General features: G+C 74.7%; 17 protein-coding genes and 1 pseudogene. 5 read left to right on the forward strand and 13 right to left on the reverse strand.

Annotated elements, in window-relative coordinates; all coding sequences use genetic code 11:
* Both AC5FZL_RS03670 and AC5FZL_RS03675 read left to right on the forward strand, forming a co-directional pair.
* Positions 1-498: pseudogene (locus tag AC5FZL_RS03670) on the forward strand (hypothetical protein); the annotation flags it as partial.
* A 56-nt stretch (positions 499-554) separates the two neighbouring features.
* Complete coding sequence (locus tag AC5FZL_RS03675) at positions 555-1,121, forward strand: DUF6912 family protein (RefSeq protein WP_493617210.1); 567 nt, start codon at positions 555-557, stop codon at positions 1,119-1,121.
* Positions 1,122-1,139: 18 nt separating this feature from the next.
* On the opposite strand, the gene AC5FZL_RS03680 is transcribed toward AC5FZL_RS03675, so the two are convergent.
* The gene (locus AC5FZL_RS03680) at positions 1,140-2,573 is read right to left on the reverse strand and encodes a GH1 family beta-glucosidase (RefSeq protein WP_493617211.1); all 1,434 of its coding nucleotides are present in this window, start codon (positions 2,571-2,573) and stop codon (positions 1,140-1,142) included.
* A 73-nt stretch (positions 2,574-2,646) separates the two neighbouring features.
* Positions 2,647-3,141: a DUF2505 domain-containing protein gene (locus tag AC5FZL_RS03685; RefSeq protein WP_493617212.1), complete on the reverse strand. Its 495-nt coding sequence runs from the start codon at positions 3,139-3,141 to the stop codon at positions 2,647-2,649.
* A 65-nt stretch (positions 3,142-3,206) separates the two neighbouring features.
* Here AC5FZL_RS03685 and AC5FZL_RS03690 point away from each other — a divergent pair, with 65 nt between their 5' ends.
* Positions 3,207-4,679: a sensor histidine kinase gene (locus tag AC5FZL_RS03690; RefSeq protein ID WP_493617213.1), complete on the forward strand. Its 1,473-nt coding sequence runs from the start codon at positions 3,207-3,209 to the stop codon at positions 4,677-4,679.
* A gap of 179 nt (positions 4,680-4,858) precedes the next feature.
* On the opposite strand, the gene AC5FZL_RS03695 is transcribed toward AC5FZL_RS03690, so the two are convergent.
* The gene (locus AC5FZL_RS03695) at positions 4,859-5,107 is read right to left on the reverse strand and encodes a WhiB family transcriptional regulator (RefSeq protein WP_493617214.1); all 249 of its coding nucleotides are present in this window, start codon (positions 5,105-5,107) and stop codon (positions 4,859-4,861) included.
* 290 nt (positions 5,108-5,397) lie between these two features.
* Between AC5FZL_RS03695 and AC5FZL_RS03700 the strand changes: the two genes are divergently transcribed.
* A complete protein-coding gene (locus AC5FZL_RS03700; protein ID WP_493617215.1) occupies positions 5,398-5,820 on the forward strand; it encodes a hypothetical protein in 423 nt (140 codons plus the stop codon).
* A 31-nt stretch (positions 5,821-5,851) separates the two neighbouring features.
* Here the strand turns inward: AC5FZL_RS03700 and AC5FZL_RS03705 are convergent, their stop codons facing one another.
* From AC5FZL_RS03705 to AC5FZL_RS03720, 4 genes are all read right to left on the reverse strand, one after another.
* Positions 5,852-6,622 carry a SigB/SigF/SigG family RNA polymerase sigma factor gene (locus tag AC5FZL_RS03705; protein WP_493617216.1) on the reverse strand — a complete coding sequence of 257 codons (771 nt, stop codon included), beginning with the start codon at positions 6,620-6,622 and terminating at the stop codon, positions 5,852-5,854.
* On the reverse strand, positions 6,619-7,047 hold the full coding sequence (locus AC5FZL_RS03710) for a hypothetical protein (RefSeq protein ID WP_493617240.1): 429 nt from the start codon (positions 7,045-7,047) through the stop codon (positions 6,619-6,621). The genes AC5FZL_RS03705 and AC5FZL_RS03710 overlap by 4 nt, the downstream gene beginning before the upstream one ends.
* Before the next feature lie 78 nt (positions 7,048-7,125).
* Positions 7,126-7,692 carry a GNAT family N-acetyltransferase gene (locus AC5FZL_RS03715; RefSeq protein ID WP_493617217.1) on the reverse strand — a complete coding sequence of 189 codons (567 nt, stop codon included), beginning with the start codon at positions 7,690-7,692 and terminating at the stop codon, positions 7,126-7,128.
* Positions 7,693-7,741: 49 nt separating this feature from the next.
* Positions 7,742-7,996: an MFS transporter gene (locus tag AC5FZL_RS03720; RefSeq protein WP_493617241.1), complete on the reverse strand. Its 255-nt coding sequence runs from the start codon at positions 7,994-7,996 to the stop codon at positions 7,742-7,744.
* 56 nt (positions 7,997-8,052) lie between these two features.
* On the opposite strand from AC5FZL_RS03720, the gene AC5FZL_RS03725 reads away from it, so the two are divergent.
* Positions 8,053-8,904, forward strand: coding sequence for a formate/nitrite transporter family protein (locus tag AC5FZL_RS03725; RefSeq protein WP_493617218.1), 852 nt, complete (start codon positions 8,053-8,055; stop codon positions 8,902-8,904).
* Between the two features lie 3 nt (positions 8,905-8,907).
* Here AC5FZL_RS03725 and AC5FZL_RS03730 read toward each other — a convergent pair whose 3' ends face one another.
* The 6 genes from AC5FZL_RS03730 to urtA form a co-directional block, all read right to left on the reverse strand.
* Positions 8,908-9,756: a DUF1028 domain-containing protein gene (locus AC5FZL_RS03730; protein ID WP_493617219.1), complete on the reverse strand. Its 849-nt coding sequence runs from the start codon at positions 9,754-9,756 to the stop codon at positions 8,908-8,910.
* Positions 9,757-9,787: 31 nt separating this feature from the next.
* Positions 9,788-10,480 carry an urea ABC transporter ATP-binding subunit UrtE gene (gene urtE / locus AC5FZL_RS03735; protein WP_493617242.1) on the reverse strand — a complete coding sequence of 231 codons (693 nt, stop codon included), beginning with the start codon at positions 10,478-10,480 and terminating at the stop codon, positions 9,788-9,790.
* Positions 10,481-10,482: 2 nt separating this feature from the next.
* Positions 10,483-11,217, reverse strand: coding sequence for an urea ABC transporter ATP-binding protein UrtD (urtD, locus tag AC5FZL_RS03740; RefSeq protein WP_493617220.1), 735 nt, complete (start codon positions 11,215-11,217; stop codon positions 10,483-10,485).
* Positions 11,217-12,380 carry an urea ABC transporter permease subunit UrtC gene (gene urtC / locus AC5FZL_RS03745; protein WP_493617221.1) on the reverse strand — a complete coding sequence of 388 codons (1,164 nt, stop codon included), beginning with the start codon at positions 12,378-12,380 and terminating at the stop codon, positions 11,217-11,219. Before urtC ends, urtD begins: the two co-directional genes overlap by 1 nt.
* Entirely contained in the window at positions 12,377-13,261 is an 885-nt protein-coding gene (gene urtB, locus AC5FZL_RS03750) for an urea ABC transporter permease subunit UrtB (protein ID WP_493617222.1), read from the reverse strand. The genes urtC and urtB overlap by 4 nt, the downstream gene beginning before the upstream one ends.
* Positions 13,262-13,341: 80 nt before the next feature.
* The gene (gene urtA, locus AC5FZL_RS03755) at positions 13,342-14,613 is read right to left on the reverse strand and encodes an urea ABC transporter substrate-binding protein (RefSeq protein WP_493617223.1); all 1,272 of its coding nucleotides are present in this window, start codon (positions 14,611-14,613) and stop codon (positions 13,342-13,344) included.
* Positions 14,614-14,755 lie beyond the last annotated feature (142 nt).

The following is a 14,755-nucleotide window of genomic DNA, read 5'->3' on the forward strand; positions in this document are numbered from 1 at the left end:
GGGGACTGGCCCGCCTACGACTCCCTCGCCGCCCTCTGCGACGCCGCCGACCTCGTCGTCCTCGGGCGGACCACGGGCTCGGAGGTGCGCGAGGTCGCCCTCCAGCCGCTCCCGGGCGGGCGGACGGAGCGCGAGAGCCCGTCCCTGGGCGCCGGCGCACCACCGCAGGCGGTCCCGGTCGTGCTGACCGTCTCCGCCGTCGCGGTGGAGGAGGTCCTCGAGGGGGCCGGCGCGGGGCCGGGCGACGTGGTCGAGGTGGGCGAGCCGGGCGGGGCCTCGGAGGGCGCGCAGCGCTCGGGGGTGGCGGCGGCGGGCCGGCAGGTGCTCTTCCTCCATGCGGTGCCGGGCGCCCCGCACGACCTCGTCAACCCCTCCCAGGGCGGCTACGACGTCGGCGCCGACGGCCTGCTCGTGGCCCGCTCGGACCCCGGCGTGCCGGGGCCGGCCGCCGGGGCGCGCGCCGACCGGGGGCTCTGCCCCCAGGCCCCTCCCGGCTGAGCGCGCCGGTGCGCCAGGATGCACCGTCCGCTCCTCGTCCGACCTCCGGAGGTCCGATGCGCGTCTACCTGCCGGCCACGGCGTCCGCCCTGGCCGCTGCCCTGCGCTCGTCGAGCCTGGCGGGCGCCGGTGACGGACTGCTCGCGGCGCACGCCGTCACCCCGGCCCTGCGCGAGTGGTACACCGAGGGCGACACCGAGGAGCTGGAGCTGGCGGCCATGCTGGACGCCGCCCTGTCCTCGCTCCGGCTGCTGGCGGCGGAGGCCAGCGACGCGGAGGGGCCCGCGGCGGCCGGTGTCGCGTCCGTGCCGCGCCGCCTCGTGCTGGCGGCCGACGTCCCCGACGCCGCCGTGCGGGTGGCCGCTCCGGGCAGCGACGAGGAGGCGCGCTCGGCCGTGCTCGTGCCCGGGCCGCTCCCGCTCTCCGCCGTGGTCAGCGCGCACGTCGACGAGGCCGAGGCGGAGGACGACGTCGTCGCGGCGATGGGGGCGCTGGCCGGGGCCGACGCCGGGGACGAGGACGCGCAGTTCACCGTCGACGGCGCCGACGGGCACGACCTGCTCTGGTACGACGCGACCGAGCTGGCCGAGCTCGCGCAGGAGCTCGGCCAGCCCGGTCGGTGAGGACGGGCCGGGGGCGGATCAGCCCTGGTGGACCTCCTGCTGGCCGTACCCGCTCGCCGGGGGCTGCGCCGGCAGGCCGTTCGCGGCGATGGCCGCGGCGTAGTACTTCCCGCTGTCCTTGACCGTGCGCTCCTGGGTGTCGTAGTCCACCCGCACGATGCCGAACCGCTTGTCGTAGCCGAAGGCCCACTCGAAGTTGTCCATCAGCGACCACGCGAGGTACCCGCGCACGTCGGCGCCGGTCTCGATCGCCGCGTGGACGGCCCGCAGGTACTCGTCGAGGTAGAGCACGCGGTCGGTGTCGTGCACCGCGCCGTCCTCGGAGACCTCGTCCTCCCAGGCCGAGCCGTTCTCGGTGATCACCACGGGGGTGCCCGGGTACTCGGCGTGGAGGTGCTGCAGCAGGCGGGTCAGCGCGGCCGGGTCGATCTCCCAGCCCATGCCGGTCTTGGGCAGCCCGCGGTCGAGGAACTGCACCTCCTCGGCGCCGATGTTCTGGCTCGGGCCGTGCGCGGCGCTCTTGTCGCCCGCCTTGACCCGGTGGCTGGAGTAGACGTTGATGCCCAGCACGTCGATCGGGGCGCCGATGAGCTCCAGGTCGCCGTCCTGGATGTGGTCGGACAGGCCGAAGGGGGCCAGGTCCTCCAGCACGTCGGCGGGGTAGGCGCCCTTGAGCACCGGCTCCAGCCACATGCGGTTCTGCAGCCCGTCGATCCGGCGCGCGGCGTCGAGGTCCTCGGGGGAGTCGCTGTCGGGGGTGATCTCGTAGAGGTTGTGCGTGACGCCGATCTCGATCGTCGAGGACGCCGCGCGCAGGGCCTGCACGCCCAGGCCGTGCGCCAGGTGCAGGTGGTGGACGGCGGCGACGGCGGCCCTCGGCTCGGTGCGGCCGGGGGCGTGCACGCCGGCGCCGTAGCCCAGCAGCGAGGAGCACCACGGCTCGTTGAGCGTCGTCCAGGTGGGCACCCGGTCGCCCAGGGCGTCGAAGACGGTCTGGGCGTAGTCGGCGAAGCGGTACGCGGTGTCGCGGTTGGTCCAGCCACCGGCCTCCTCGAGCGCCTGCGGCAGGTCCCAGTGGTACAGCGTGAGCCACGGGCGGATCCCGGCGCCGAGCAGCTCGTCGACGAGGCGCGAGTAGAAGTCCAGGCCGGCCTGGTTCACGGCGCCGCCGTCCGGGCGCACGCGCGGCCAGGCGATGGAGAACCGGTAGGCCTGCAGGCCCAGGTCCTTCATCAGGGCCACGTCCTGCGGGTAGCGGTGGTAGTGGTCGCAGGCCGGGTCGCCCGTGTGGCCCTCGTGGACGGCTCCGGGCTTGCGGCTGAACGCGTCCCAGATGGAGTCGGTGCGCCCGTCCTCGGTCGTGGCGCCCTCGATCTGGTAGGCGGCGGTGGCGGCCCCCCACAGGAAGCCGTCGGGGAAGGTCAGGGTGCGGTCAGGAGACGGCGTCGTCATGGACGGCAGCATGCCATCGCTGGGGAGAGGGCGTGCAAGCGCTCTCACGCCGCCGCTGGTGAGCGCGTGGCGCTCAGCCCCGCAGCCGACGCTCCGCCAGCTGCTCCTGCTCGCGCAGGGCGGCCACCAGCACGGGCTCGGCCGCGCGCTCCACCCGTGCCCCGACGAGCGGCACCGCGGCCCGCAGCTCGCCGGTGACCTGCTGGCGGGTGCCCTCGCGGTCGGGCACGAGGGAGAGGTCGGCCGAGGCGGTGACCGGGACGCCGGCGATCTCCAGGACCGTGGTGCCGGTGCGCGCCCCGCGCGCCCCCGGCGCGGCCCAGGTGTCGACCTGGCGCACCTGCAGCGAGGCGCCGAGGAAGCGGCGGACGGCGTCCGGGAGCGAGGAGGTCGGCAGGGTGCGGCTGGTGGTCACCGTGAAGGCGCCGGCTGCGGAGCCGGTGACCTCGACCTCCCACGCCTGCGCCTCGCCCGCCGCGCACAGGTCCTCGACGAACGACCGGTCGGCCAGCAGGGCGGCGACCGCCTCCGGAGGGGCGGGGTAGCGCAGCGTCTGCTCCAGGTGCACGGAGCCAGGCTAGGACGCCGCGCCCGGTGGCGCTCGCACGCCCCGGCGCCCCCTAGCCTGGACCGGTGCCGACCCTCAGCTCGCTGGTGCGCACCCTCGGAGACCTGGAGCCGGCCGACGAGGAGTGGCTGCACCTCCTCGTCGGCGACTGGCAGATGCTCTCCGACCTGTCCTTCGCCGACCTGATCCTCTGGCTGCCCGAGCGCGCCGGCGACGGCTTCGTGGCCGTGGCCCACTGCCGGCCGAGCACCGGCACGACGGTGCACGACGAGGACGTCGTCGGCACCCGGCTGGCCCGCGGCGAGCGCGAGCAGGTCGACGCCGCGTTCTCCCAGGCCCGGATCTGCCGCGAGCGCGACCCCGACTGGCTCGAGGGCGGGCCGGTGCGCGAGGAGACCGTGCCGGTGGTGCGCGACGGCCGGGTGGTCGCCGTGCTCTCGCGCGACACCGCGCTGAGCATCCCTCGCACGCCGAGCCGGCTCGACATGAACTACCTGCACACCGCCGACGCGATCGTGCGGATGATCTCCGAGGGCGCGTTCCCCACCGTGGGTGCGGCCACGGGGATGCGCCGCGGCGCCCCGCGCGTGGGTGACGGGATGATCCGCCTGGACGTCGACGGGATCGTGCTCTACGCCAGCCCGAACGCCCGCTCGGACTACCGGCGCCTGGGCTTCGCCGGCGACCTGGAGGGGCGCTCGCTGGCGGAGGTGACCGCGAGCATGCTCGACAGCTCCCACGCCGTGGACGAGTCGCTGCCCCTCGTGGTCACCGGGCGCGCGCCCTGGCGCACCGACGTGGAGTCCCGCGGGGCCTCGCTGTCGCTGCGCGCGGTGCCGCTGACCGAGCACGGCGTGCGCACCGGGGCGCTCATCCTGTGCCGCGACGTCACCGAGCTGCGCCGCCGCGAGCAGGAGCTGCTCACCAAGGAGGCGACCATCCGGGAGATCCACCACCGGGTGAAGAACAACCTCCAGACCGTCTCGGCGCTCCTGCGGCTCCAGGCGCGGCGGATCGAGGTCCCCGAGGCCCGCGCCGCGCTCGAGGAGGCGATGCGCCGGGTGAGCACGATCGCCCTCGTGCACGAGACGCTGACCCGGGGCTTCGACGAGACCGTCGACTTCGACGACGTGATGGACCGCGGGCTGATGCTCATCGCCAGCCTGGCCTCGAGCCGGGGGGCCGCCGTGGCGCGGCGCGAGGGGACGTTCGGCGTCGTGGGCGCCGACGACGCGACCGCCCTCGCGCTCGTGCTCACCGAGCTGGTGACGAACGCGGTCGAGCACGGGCTGACCGGCGGCGGCGGCACGGTGACCGTGTGCGCCGAGCGCGACGGCCAGGCGCTGACCGCGAAGGTGGTCGACGACGGCGAGGGCCTGCCCGAGGGCTTCGTGCCCAGCAGCGGGGGGCTGGGGCTGCAGATCGTCCAGGCGCTCGTGGCCGGTGAGCTGCGGGGCAGCATCGCGTGGCACCGCCGCGAGGTCGGGGGCACCGAGGTGGTCCTGCACGCCGACCTGCGCGAGCAGCGGGCCACCTGAAGCCGGGGCCTCAGCGGCTCAGGGGGCCGACGACGCGCGAGCGGGGCGCCCCGGCGGTGGCCGGTGCGCCCCGCTCGGGGTGCGTCAGGTGCTCGTGGTGCTCAGATCCCCGTGGTGCTCAGATCCCCGTGGTGCTCGGGCGCCCGTGGTGCTCGGCCGAGCCCGGTCGTGCCGCTGCGTCAGCTGGCGCGGCGGGCGCGAGCGGTGCGGCGCTTGAGCGCGCGGCGCTCGTCCTCGGACAGGCCGCCCCAGACGCCGGAGTCCTGCCCGTTCTCCAGGGCCCACTTCAGGCAGGTCTCGAGGACGGGGCACCGACGGCACACGGCCTTGGCCTCCTCGATCTGCAGGAGGGCCGGGCCGGTGTTGCCGATGGGGAAGAAGAGCTCGGGGTCCTCATCGAGACACGCTGCCTCGTGCCGCCAGTCCATCAGTCGTACTCCCTCAGAGCGTTCGTCAGCACGTCCTGCTCGGTGGCTTGTGAAGCCGTTCACGAGCGGGGACACGGATAAGGGGCGCCGATCGGCGCCCCGCCGTCGAAGAGGATCACAGATCCTCACCCCGGGCACAAGGGTCCGAGGCGGAGTGTCGCCCTGGAGGCCCTGCGTCGACCGGGGAGGTCACGCGCGGGTCGTTCACCACTCCAACGGTGGGGGGACTCGCGGTGTTCCGCAATCCGACACCCGATCTGGCGTCTCCGCGTGGAGGGTACCGTCCGGGCGTGAGCGGATCCGACGTGCCTGCCCGACCCCGCGCCCTGCTGGTGGTGGTCGCCGCCGTGGGCGTGGAGGCGGCCGCGATGGCAGCCGTGGTGGTGCTCTACCTCGTCGAGCTCGTGCTCGGCCGGGCGGCGGACGCGCGCGGGGCGGTGGCCACCACGGTGCTCGCAGCCCTCGTCGGCGCCGGCCTGGTGCTCGCGGCGCGGGGGCTGCTCGGCGGACGGCGCTGGGCCCGCGCGCCGGTCCTGACCTGGCAGCTGGTGCAGGTGCTCGGGGTGGCGCTGCCCCTGCTGGGCGGGGGAGGAGCGCTCCCCAGGACGATCGGTGCGGCGCTCGTGGTGCTCGGGGTGGTCGCCGGTGGCGGCCTGTTCGCCCCCTCGGTGGTGGCGGCGACCACCGACCAGGACGCCCCTCCGGTCGTCTGACCCTCCGGGCCCGGTGCCCGCAGGGGGGCCGCTAGGAGGAGGACGCCTCTTCGCCGAGCTCGGCGCGCAGCGCCGCCAGGGTGCGCGAGAGCAGCCGGGACACGTGCATCTGCGAGATGCCGACCTCCTCGGCGATCTGCGACTGCGACATCCCGCGCACGAACCTCAGCGCGATGATCCGCCGCTCCCGCGCGGGCAGGCGGGCCAGCAGGGGCCGCAGGGCCTCGCGGTCCTCCACGCCCCGCAGGCCGTCGTCGTCGGTGGCCAGCCACGGCCCGGCGCTCGCCTCGGCCTCCGTGGGCTCCAGCGGCACCGTCGTGTAGGCGCCGGCCGACTCCATCCCCTCGAGGACGGCGTCCTCGTCGACCCCGGCGCGCTCGGCCAGCTCGGCGACGGTCGGCGCCCGCCCGAGCTCCTGGGTCAGCTCGGCGCGCGAGTCGGCGAGCACCCGGGAGAGCTCCTGGAGGCGGCGCGGCACCCGCACCGCCCAGCCGCGGTCGCGGAAGTGGCGACGGATCTCGCCCAGCACCGTGGGCACCGCGAACGCCCCGAACGGCGTCCCGCGGTCGGGGTCGTAGCGGTCGACCGCCTTGAGCAGGCCGATCGTGCCCACCTGCACGAGGTCGTCCAGCGGCTCGCCGCGGTCGGCGTAGCGGCGGGCGAGGTGGCGCACGAGCGGCAGGTGCGACTCGACGACCTGCCCCCGCAGCGCGGCGCGGCCGGGGTCGTCGGGGGCCATGGCCGCCAGCTCGGCCAGCAGGGCGGCGGACCGCTCCCGCTCGTCGGACGGCTGCGCGGTCACGAGGGCCGCCGGGACCCGCCGTGCCGCATGCGGATGGACTGGCGCCCCTCGTCGTCGGTCCCGGTCTCGAGCGCCCCGACGAGGGCCTCGAGCACGGCCCAGGCGAAGCTGTCGCGGCCGGGCAGGCTCCGCGCGGGGCCGCTGACCTCCACGGTCATCCCCGCGGCCGACAGGTCGAACGTCGCGCGCAGGGTGTCGAGCGCGGTCAGCGGGTCGGCGGGGCGGGTGGGCGCGTCCGCCGGGGCCTCGAGGGAGTCGCCGGACACGCCGAGCACGAGGGCGCACGCCTCGTCGACGGCGATCCGCAGGTCCTCGATCTCGTCGAGGGTGAGGTCGAGCCGCGCGGCGAGCCCGGCGGTCGCGGTCCGCAGCACGGCCAGGTAGGCCGGGTCGGCAGGCACCCGCAGCTCCACCCGGTCGGTCATGCTGCCCGCCGTCAGGACCTCAGCCACGCCTGGTCTCCCTCGTGCTCCGCGGGGACGCCGAGCGCTCCCCTCCGGGGATCATCGTCCCTCGCCGGAGCCGGCCGGGCGAGCGCGGGACGGCGCGTCCGCCCGGGCGGCCAGCGCCGCCAGGCCGTCGCCGTCCAGGCGCCACGTCGTCCAGTCCTCCTCGGCCCGGGCGCCGACCGCGCGGTAGACGCCCTGCGCCGGGGTGTTCCAGTCCAGCACCCACCACTCCAGCCGGCGGTAGCCGCGCTCGGTGCACTCGGCCGCGAGCGCGGCCAGCAGGGCGCGGCCCAGCCCGGCCCCGCGGGCGGGCGGGCGCACGAAGAGGTCCTCCAGCCAGATGCCGTGGCGCCCGGTCCAGGTGGAGTAGGTCAGGTACCAGACCGCCATCCCCACCACCGACCACGACCCGTCGGCGTCCTGCACCTCGGCCACGTGGGCGTGCACCCGCGGGTCCGGGCCGAACAGCGCCGCGCGCAGGTCGGCCGGGGTCGCCTCGACGGCGTCCGGCTCCTTCTCGTACTCGGCGAGCTCGTGGACCATCGCGTCCATCGCCGCCACGTCGTCGGGCGCGGCCCGGCGCACCCGGCTCGCCGCGGGGGTGCTGCTGCTCGTCGTCATGGACGGCACCGTAGGGCCCGGCGCCCGACGGCTCCGACGCGCGGAGCGGTCAGCGCCGGCGGCCCACCAGCGGCGTCCACCCGGCGAGCGCGACGAGCGCCGCCAGCCCGGCCACCCCCGCCATGGCCCAGCGCAGCCCGTGCGCCTGCGCCAGGGCGCCGACGAGCACCGGGCCCAGCAGGAAGCCGAGGTACCCCGTGGTGGCCACGGCGGAGGTCGCCCGCCCGCGCACCTCCTCAGGCACGTCGCGGGTGGCCGTGGCCAGGAGCGTCGGGTACAGCACGGACGTGCCCGCCGCTCGCAGCGCGGGGACGGGGCCCGCTCGCTACCGTCGTCGCACCGACGCCGGAGGAGGCGACCGTGAGCGCTCGCGAACCCCAGGAGATCGCCCAGGTCGCCGCGGCGACCGGGGCCAAGAAGGTGCACCGCACGTGGGACCGGGTGCTGGTCAGCGCCTTCCTCGCCGGCGCCTACATCTCCTTCGGCGCCCTCGTGTCCATCACCGTGTCGTCGGGGCTGGACCCGGACACGTGGGGGACGCTGCCGACGCTGTTCATGGGCGCCGCCTTCACCCTCGGCCTGGTGCTCGTGCTCATCGCCGGCTCCGACCTCGCGACGGGCAACATGATGCTCGTCCCGCTCGGGGCGATGCGCGGGAAGGTCAGCGTCGGCGACGTCGTCCGCAACCTCACCCTCGTGCTCGCCGGCAACCTGCTCGGGGCGCTGTTCGTGGCGTACTTCCTCGCCGTGCAGACCGGCGTGATCGGCAGCGCGGGAGCCGAGGGCGTCAGCGCGGGCCTGACCTACGAGCGCCTCGCCGACATCGCCGCGGGCAAGGCGCTCGACCACACGGCCTGGCAGACGTTCCTGCGTGCGGTGGGCTGCAACTGGCTGGTGTGCCTGGCGGTGTGGATGTCGCTGGCCGCGACCTCGGTGTCGGGGAAGATCCTCGCGATCTTCTTCCCCGTCATGGCGTTCGTGGCGATGGGCTTCGACCACGTCGTCGCCAACATGTTCTTCCTGCCCGCCGCCGTCTTCGCGCACGTGCCCGGCATCGGCTGGGGGCACGTGCTGGAGAACTGGCTGCTCGCCGGGGTCGGCAACCTCGTGGGCGCGGTGGTCTTCGTGGCGACGTCGTACTGGTACCTGTTCCTCAAGGACGCCCCCGAGGAGCCGGCCGCCGCCGCGGCCGAGCCGGCCGAGCGCGCCTGAGCCTCAGCCGCCGGTGGCCCCGCGCAGCTGCGCGAGGACGACCGGGTCGAGGCGCCCCTCGTGCCAGCGCTCCTCGAAGTTCTCCCGTCCCATCCAGTCGTAGAGGTCGCGCAGCGGGTCGCCGCTGGCGTACCCGGTGTGCGCCAGGCGCTCGGTGAGCTCGGCCAGCAGCGCCTCGTCGTAGCCGAGCAGCTCCGCCTCCGGCGTGGAGCCGAAGTAGAGGTCGTGCAGGTCGAGCATCCGCTGCAGCTCGCCGATCGGCTCGGGCGAGTCGTCCGCGCGCAGGTCGACCACGACGTCCGACAGCCCGCCGTAGCCGGCCCCGGCCGAGACGACGAGGACGGCGGCCGCCTGCTTCCCGCGAGGGTCCCCGCCCTGCTCCTGCCCGGCGGCCAGCGCCGCGACGAGGCGGCGGGCCAGGGAGGGCTCGGACGCCGTCGCGCGCCAGACCTCGGCCATGGCGTCGAGCACGCCCGGGCCCGCGATCATGTTGCCCTGCGCGGCGAAGGAGCCCTCGGGGCCCTCGCCGGTGATCCCGCCGGCCCACGGCTGGCAGCGCTCGCCGGTGTACGTGGCGGCGCGGCCGTCGCGGTCGACGACGCCGGCCTGGCGCTGGTCGCCCTGGGGGTCGTCGGCGAAGAACCGCTCCAGCAGCTCGGGGGCGGGCGTGCCGGTGCGCAGCAGCTCCAGGCCGCGGGTCTTCAGCGCGAGGTTGACGTACGCCTGCGTGGCGATCGCCCCGGCGTCGCTCGCGGCGGCCGGCACGTAGGCGCCTGCGGCGAGGAACTTGCTGGCCACCGCCACGCCGAGGGCGGTGCCGTCGGCGCTGCGCCCGACGATGGAGAAGGTCATGGCCGGACGCTACCCGGGCGGTGCCGGGCCCTCAGATGGCCATCGCCCCCCGCACGGCGGCCTGCGCCTCCTGCCCGCCGCCGCCCTCCGCGCTCACGCGCCCCGAGGCCAGCACGTAGTACCGGCCCGCGGCGCTGAGCGCGAAGCCGACGTGCTGCTCCACGAGCAGCACCGACAGCCCGCCGCGCTGGGTGAGGTCGAGGATCGTCGCCTCGATCTCCGCCACCACCGACGGCTGGATGCCCTCGGTCGGCTCGTCGAGGATGAGCAGCCGCGGCTCGGTGACCAGCGCGCGGGCGATCGCCAGCTGCTGGCGCTGCCCGCCGGAGAGCAGCCCGGCCCGGCGTCCCAGCAGCGGCACCAGCGCCGGGAACATCGCGAGCGCGTCGTCGACCAGCACCTTGCCCCGCTTCCGGCCGTCCGCGACGAGCTGGAGGTTCTCGGCGGTGGTGAGGTCGCCGAAGCTCTGCTGCCCCTGCGGCACGTACGCCACCCCGCGCGCCACCCGCTGGTGCGGGGAGAGCCCGGTGACGTCCTCGCCGTCGAGGAGCACCCTCCCGCTGCGCGGGCGCAGCAGCCCGACGGCGGCGCGCAGCAGCGTCGTCTTCCCCGCGCCGTTGTGGCCCATCACCGCGGCCACCCCGTCGGCGGGCACGGAGAGGGAGACGCCGTGGACGACGTCGGTGCGCCCGTACCCGACGTGCACGTCGACCAGCTCGAGCACCATCACGCCCCCGTCCCGAGGTAGACCTCTTGCACGCGCGGGTCGGCCTGCACCTGCGCCACGGTCCCCTCCGAGAGCACGCGCCCGGCGTGGAGCACCGTGACCGACCGGGCGAAGGCGCGCATGAAGTCCATGTCGTGCTCGACGACGACCACGGTCCGCTCGGTCGCGATCTCCTGGAGCAGCCGACCGGTCTGCTCGCGCTCGTGCGCGCTCATCCCGGCGACCGGCTCGTCGAGCAGCAGCAGCTTCGCGTCCTGCACGAGCAGCATCCCGATCTCCAGCCACTGCTTCTGCCCGTGCGCGAGGACGCCGGCCGGCGTGCTCGCGAGGTCGGCCAGGCCGATCGTCTCGAGCACCTGCGCCACCTCCGGCGGCACCGAGGGCCGGCGCCGGGCCAGGGTCCAGGCCGAGCGGCCCGCGCCGGCGGCGATGTCGAGGTTCTGCAGCACCGTGAGCTCCTCGAAGACGCTCGCGGTCTGGAAGGTGCGGCCCACGCCGAGCCGGGCGATGCGGTGCACCGGGCGCCCGAGCAGGGACTCCCCGGCGAACTCCACCCGGCCGGTCGCCGGGGCGAGGCCGGTGATGGCGTCCACGAGCGTGGTCTTGCCCGCGCCGTTGGGGCCGATGAGGAAGCGCAGGTCACCGCGCAGCACGGTCAGGTCGACGGAGTCGATCGCGACGAAGCCGTCGAAGACGACGCGCAGGCCGCTGACCTCGAGGTAGTCCACGCTCATCAGGCCGGTCCCTCCACCGCGACGAGGTCACCGGGCAGGGTCGTGGCCTCGCGGGCGCCGGACCGCTCGCGCCGGCGGCGCCGCAGCAGGGCCGGCAGCGAGGCGAGCCCGCCGGGCAGGAACGTGATGACGAGCATGAACAGGGCTCCCTGGAAGTAGACCCAGAAGGACGGGAAGCTCTCGGACAGGCTGGTCTCGGCCCAGGCCACGGCGACCGTGCCGAGCACCGGGCCGAGCAGGGTGGTGCGCCCGCCGATGGCGACGCCGATGAGCAGGCCGATCGAGGGGATCACCCCCACGTCGCTGGGCGAGATGATGCCGACCACCGGCACGAACAGGGCGCCGGCCACCCCGGCCAGCGCTGCGGCCAGGACGTAGGCCACGGTCTTGACCGTCGCCGGGTCGTAGCCGAGGAAGCGCACCCGCTCCTCGGCGTCGCGGCAGGCCACGAGCAGCTCGCCGTAGCGGCTGCGCATGAGCTGGCGGACGCCGGCGACCACGGCGAGCAGCACCCCGGCGGTGATGAAGAAGAGCATCCGCTGGTTGACCGGGTCGCTGAGGTCGTAGCCGAAGAACGAGCGGAAGCCGGTGAGGCCGTTGGTGCCGCCGGTGGTGGCCTGGTTGCCGATGAGGAGGATCGCGAACGCCGCGGCGAGCGCCTGGGACAGGATGGCGAAGTAGGCGCCCCGCACCCGGCGGCGGAAGGTGGCCAGGCCCAGGAGCAGGGCCAGGGCGGCGGGCACGAGCACCACCGCGAGCAGCGCCACGACCGGGCTGCGCAGCGGCGCCCACCAGCCCGGCACCGTGCCGTCGCCGTAGAGCAGCATGAAGTCGGGGACGCCGCCGGTGGCCGCGGCGTCGGCGAGCTTGAGGTGCATCGCCATGACGTACGCGCCGAGGCCGAAGAAGACGCCCTGGCCGAGGGTGAGCATCCCGCCGCGGCCCCAGGCCAGGCCGATGCCGACCGCGACGATCGCCAGGCACAGGTAGCGGGCCAGCATGCTGAGGCGGAAGTCGCTCATGAGCGCCGGTGCCACGGCGAAGAGCAGCACCGCGGCGAGCCCGAAGCCGGCCAGGACGCCGGCGCGGCTGGACGACCAGCGGCGCAGCGCCGAGGCGGGGGACGCCGTCCCGCTGCCGGGGGTGGTGGTGGAGGTGCTCATGCCAGGCTCCTCGAGCGCACGGTGACGATGCCCTGCGGGCGCAGCTGGAGGAAGACGACGATCGCCACGAAGACCAGCACCCGGGCGATGCTCGCGCTGGTGGAGTACTCGACGCCCGCCCGCAGCAGGCCGAGGGCGAAGGCCGCGATCACCGCGCCGCGGATCTGCCCGATCCCCCCGACGATGACCACGAGGAAGGCGTCGATGACGTAGCTCGTGCCGAGCGTCGGCCCGACCGAGCCGATCTGGGTCAGCCCGACGCCGGCCACCCCGGCCAGGCCGGAGCCGATGAAGAACGTCGTGCGGTCGGTGGCGCGGGTGGAGATGCCCGAGCACTCCGCGAGCGAGCGGTTCTGCACGGTGGCGCGCACACGGCGTCCGAGCGCCGTGAACTTCAGCAGCACCGCCAGGGCCACCACCGCGACCGCGGTGAGCGCCAGGAGGAACACGCGCGCGGCGGGCAGGCCCACCCCGAGGACGTCGACCGAGCCGGAGAGCCACGAAGGGGAGCGGACGTCGACGTTGGGGGCGCCGAAGACGTCGCGCGCCACCTGCTGGAGCACGAGGGAGACGCCGAAGGTGGCCAGCAGGGTGTCCAGCGGCCGGTCGTACATGCGGCGCAGCAGCGTCGCCTCGAGCAGCACGCCGAGCAGGCCGGCGACGGCGAAGGCCACCGGGATCGCGACGAGGAGCGAGACGCCGACGCTGTCGAGCACCTGCTGGGCGACGTAGGCGGTGTAGGCGCCGGCCATGAGGAACTCGCCGTGCGCCATGTTGATGACGCCCATCTGCCCGAAGGTCAGCGCCAGGCCGAGGGCGATGAGCAGGAGGATCGAGCCGACGCTGATGCCGGCGAAGAGCTGGGAGACGACGGCGTCCACCGGGCCTCCTTCCTGTGGGTGCGGGAGGGGGGCGCGGTGGCCGGCGGGTGCTTCCCGCCGGCCACCGCGGAGGCGCTGGGTCAGCCGGCGAGGCCCTTCGCCCAGTCGTAGGACTCCAGGTAGGGGTCGGGCTCGATCGGCTCGCCCGAGCTCCACTCCGTGTAGATGAGGCCGTCGGCGGCGACCTTGCCGATCAGCGCCGTCTTGGCGATGTGGTGGTTGTCGCCGTTGACCGTGACGCTGCCCTCGGGGGCGTCGAAGGTGACGCCGTCCGCGGCCGCCTGGACGTCGGCGACGTCGAAGGACTCGGCCTTCTCGACCATGCCCTTCCACAGGTACAGCGAGGTGTACGCGGCCTCCATCGGGTCGGAGGTGACGCGGTCGGCGCCGTACTCGGCCTTGAAGGCGTCGACGAACGTGGTGTTCGCCGGGCTCTCGACGGTCTGGTAGTAGTTCCAGGCCACGAGCTGGTCGGTGAGGTTGTCGACGCCGACGCCGCCGACCTCCTCCTCGGCGATCGAGACGGACATGACCGGCATCTGCGCGGCGTCCAGCCCGACGTTCGTGTACTGCTTGAAGAAGGCCACGTTCGAGTCGCCGTTGAGGGTGTTGAACACCGCGTCGGCGTCCGCCTCCTTGACCTTGTTGACGATCGTGGAGAACTCGGTGTCGCCGAGCGGGGTGTACTCCTCGCCCTTGATCTCGATGCCCTTGTCCTCGGCGTACGCCTTGATGATCTTGTTGGCGGTGCGCGGGAAGACGTAGTCGCTGCCGACGAGGAACAGGCTCTTCACGCCCTGCTCGGACAGGTAGTCCAGGGCCGGGATGATCTGCTGGTTCGTCGTGGCGCCGGTGTAGAAGATGTTCTCGGAGGACTCCAGGCCCTCGTACTGCACCGGGTAGAACAGCAGCGAGTCGTTGGACTCGAAGACCGGGAGCATCGCCTTGCGCGACGCGGAGGTCCAGCCGCCGAAGACCGCGGCGACGCAGTCGCTCTGGATGAGCTTCGTGGCCTTCTCCGCGAAGATCGTCGGCTCGGAGGCGCCGTCCTCGGTGACGATCTCGAGCTGCTTGCCCATCACGCCGCCGGAGGCGTTGATCTCCTCCGCCGCGAGCTGCAGGGAGTCGTGGACGGTCTGCTCGCTGATCGCCATCGTCCCGGACAGGGAGTTCAGGAAGCCGATCTTGACGCTGTCGCCGGAGGTGTCGACGCAGGAGTCGCCGCCGGTGGCCTCGGCGGCGGCCTCGGCCCCGCTGTCGGAGACGCGGGAGCCGCAGCCGGTGAGGGCCAGGCCCAGGGCCAGGACGGCAGCAGCCGGGGCGGCTGCTCGGAGCTTGGGGTGGGTCTTCACGGCGAGGCCTTTCAGTGGTCCGTCGGAGAGGGCCCGCGCGGGGTCCGGGGGCCCGGATCCGTGCTGGCGCTCCGGACGCTAGGGACGCCGGGTTTCCCGGTTCCGCTCGCTGCGTGACGCCCCGGTTACCTGGGGTGCGCCC

It is taken from the genome of Quadrisphaera sp. DVD1, assembly GCF_058932755.1.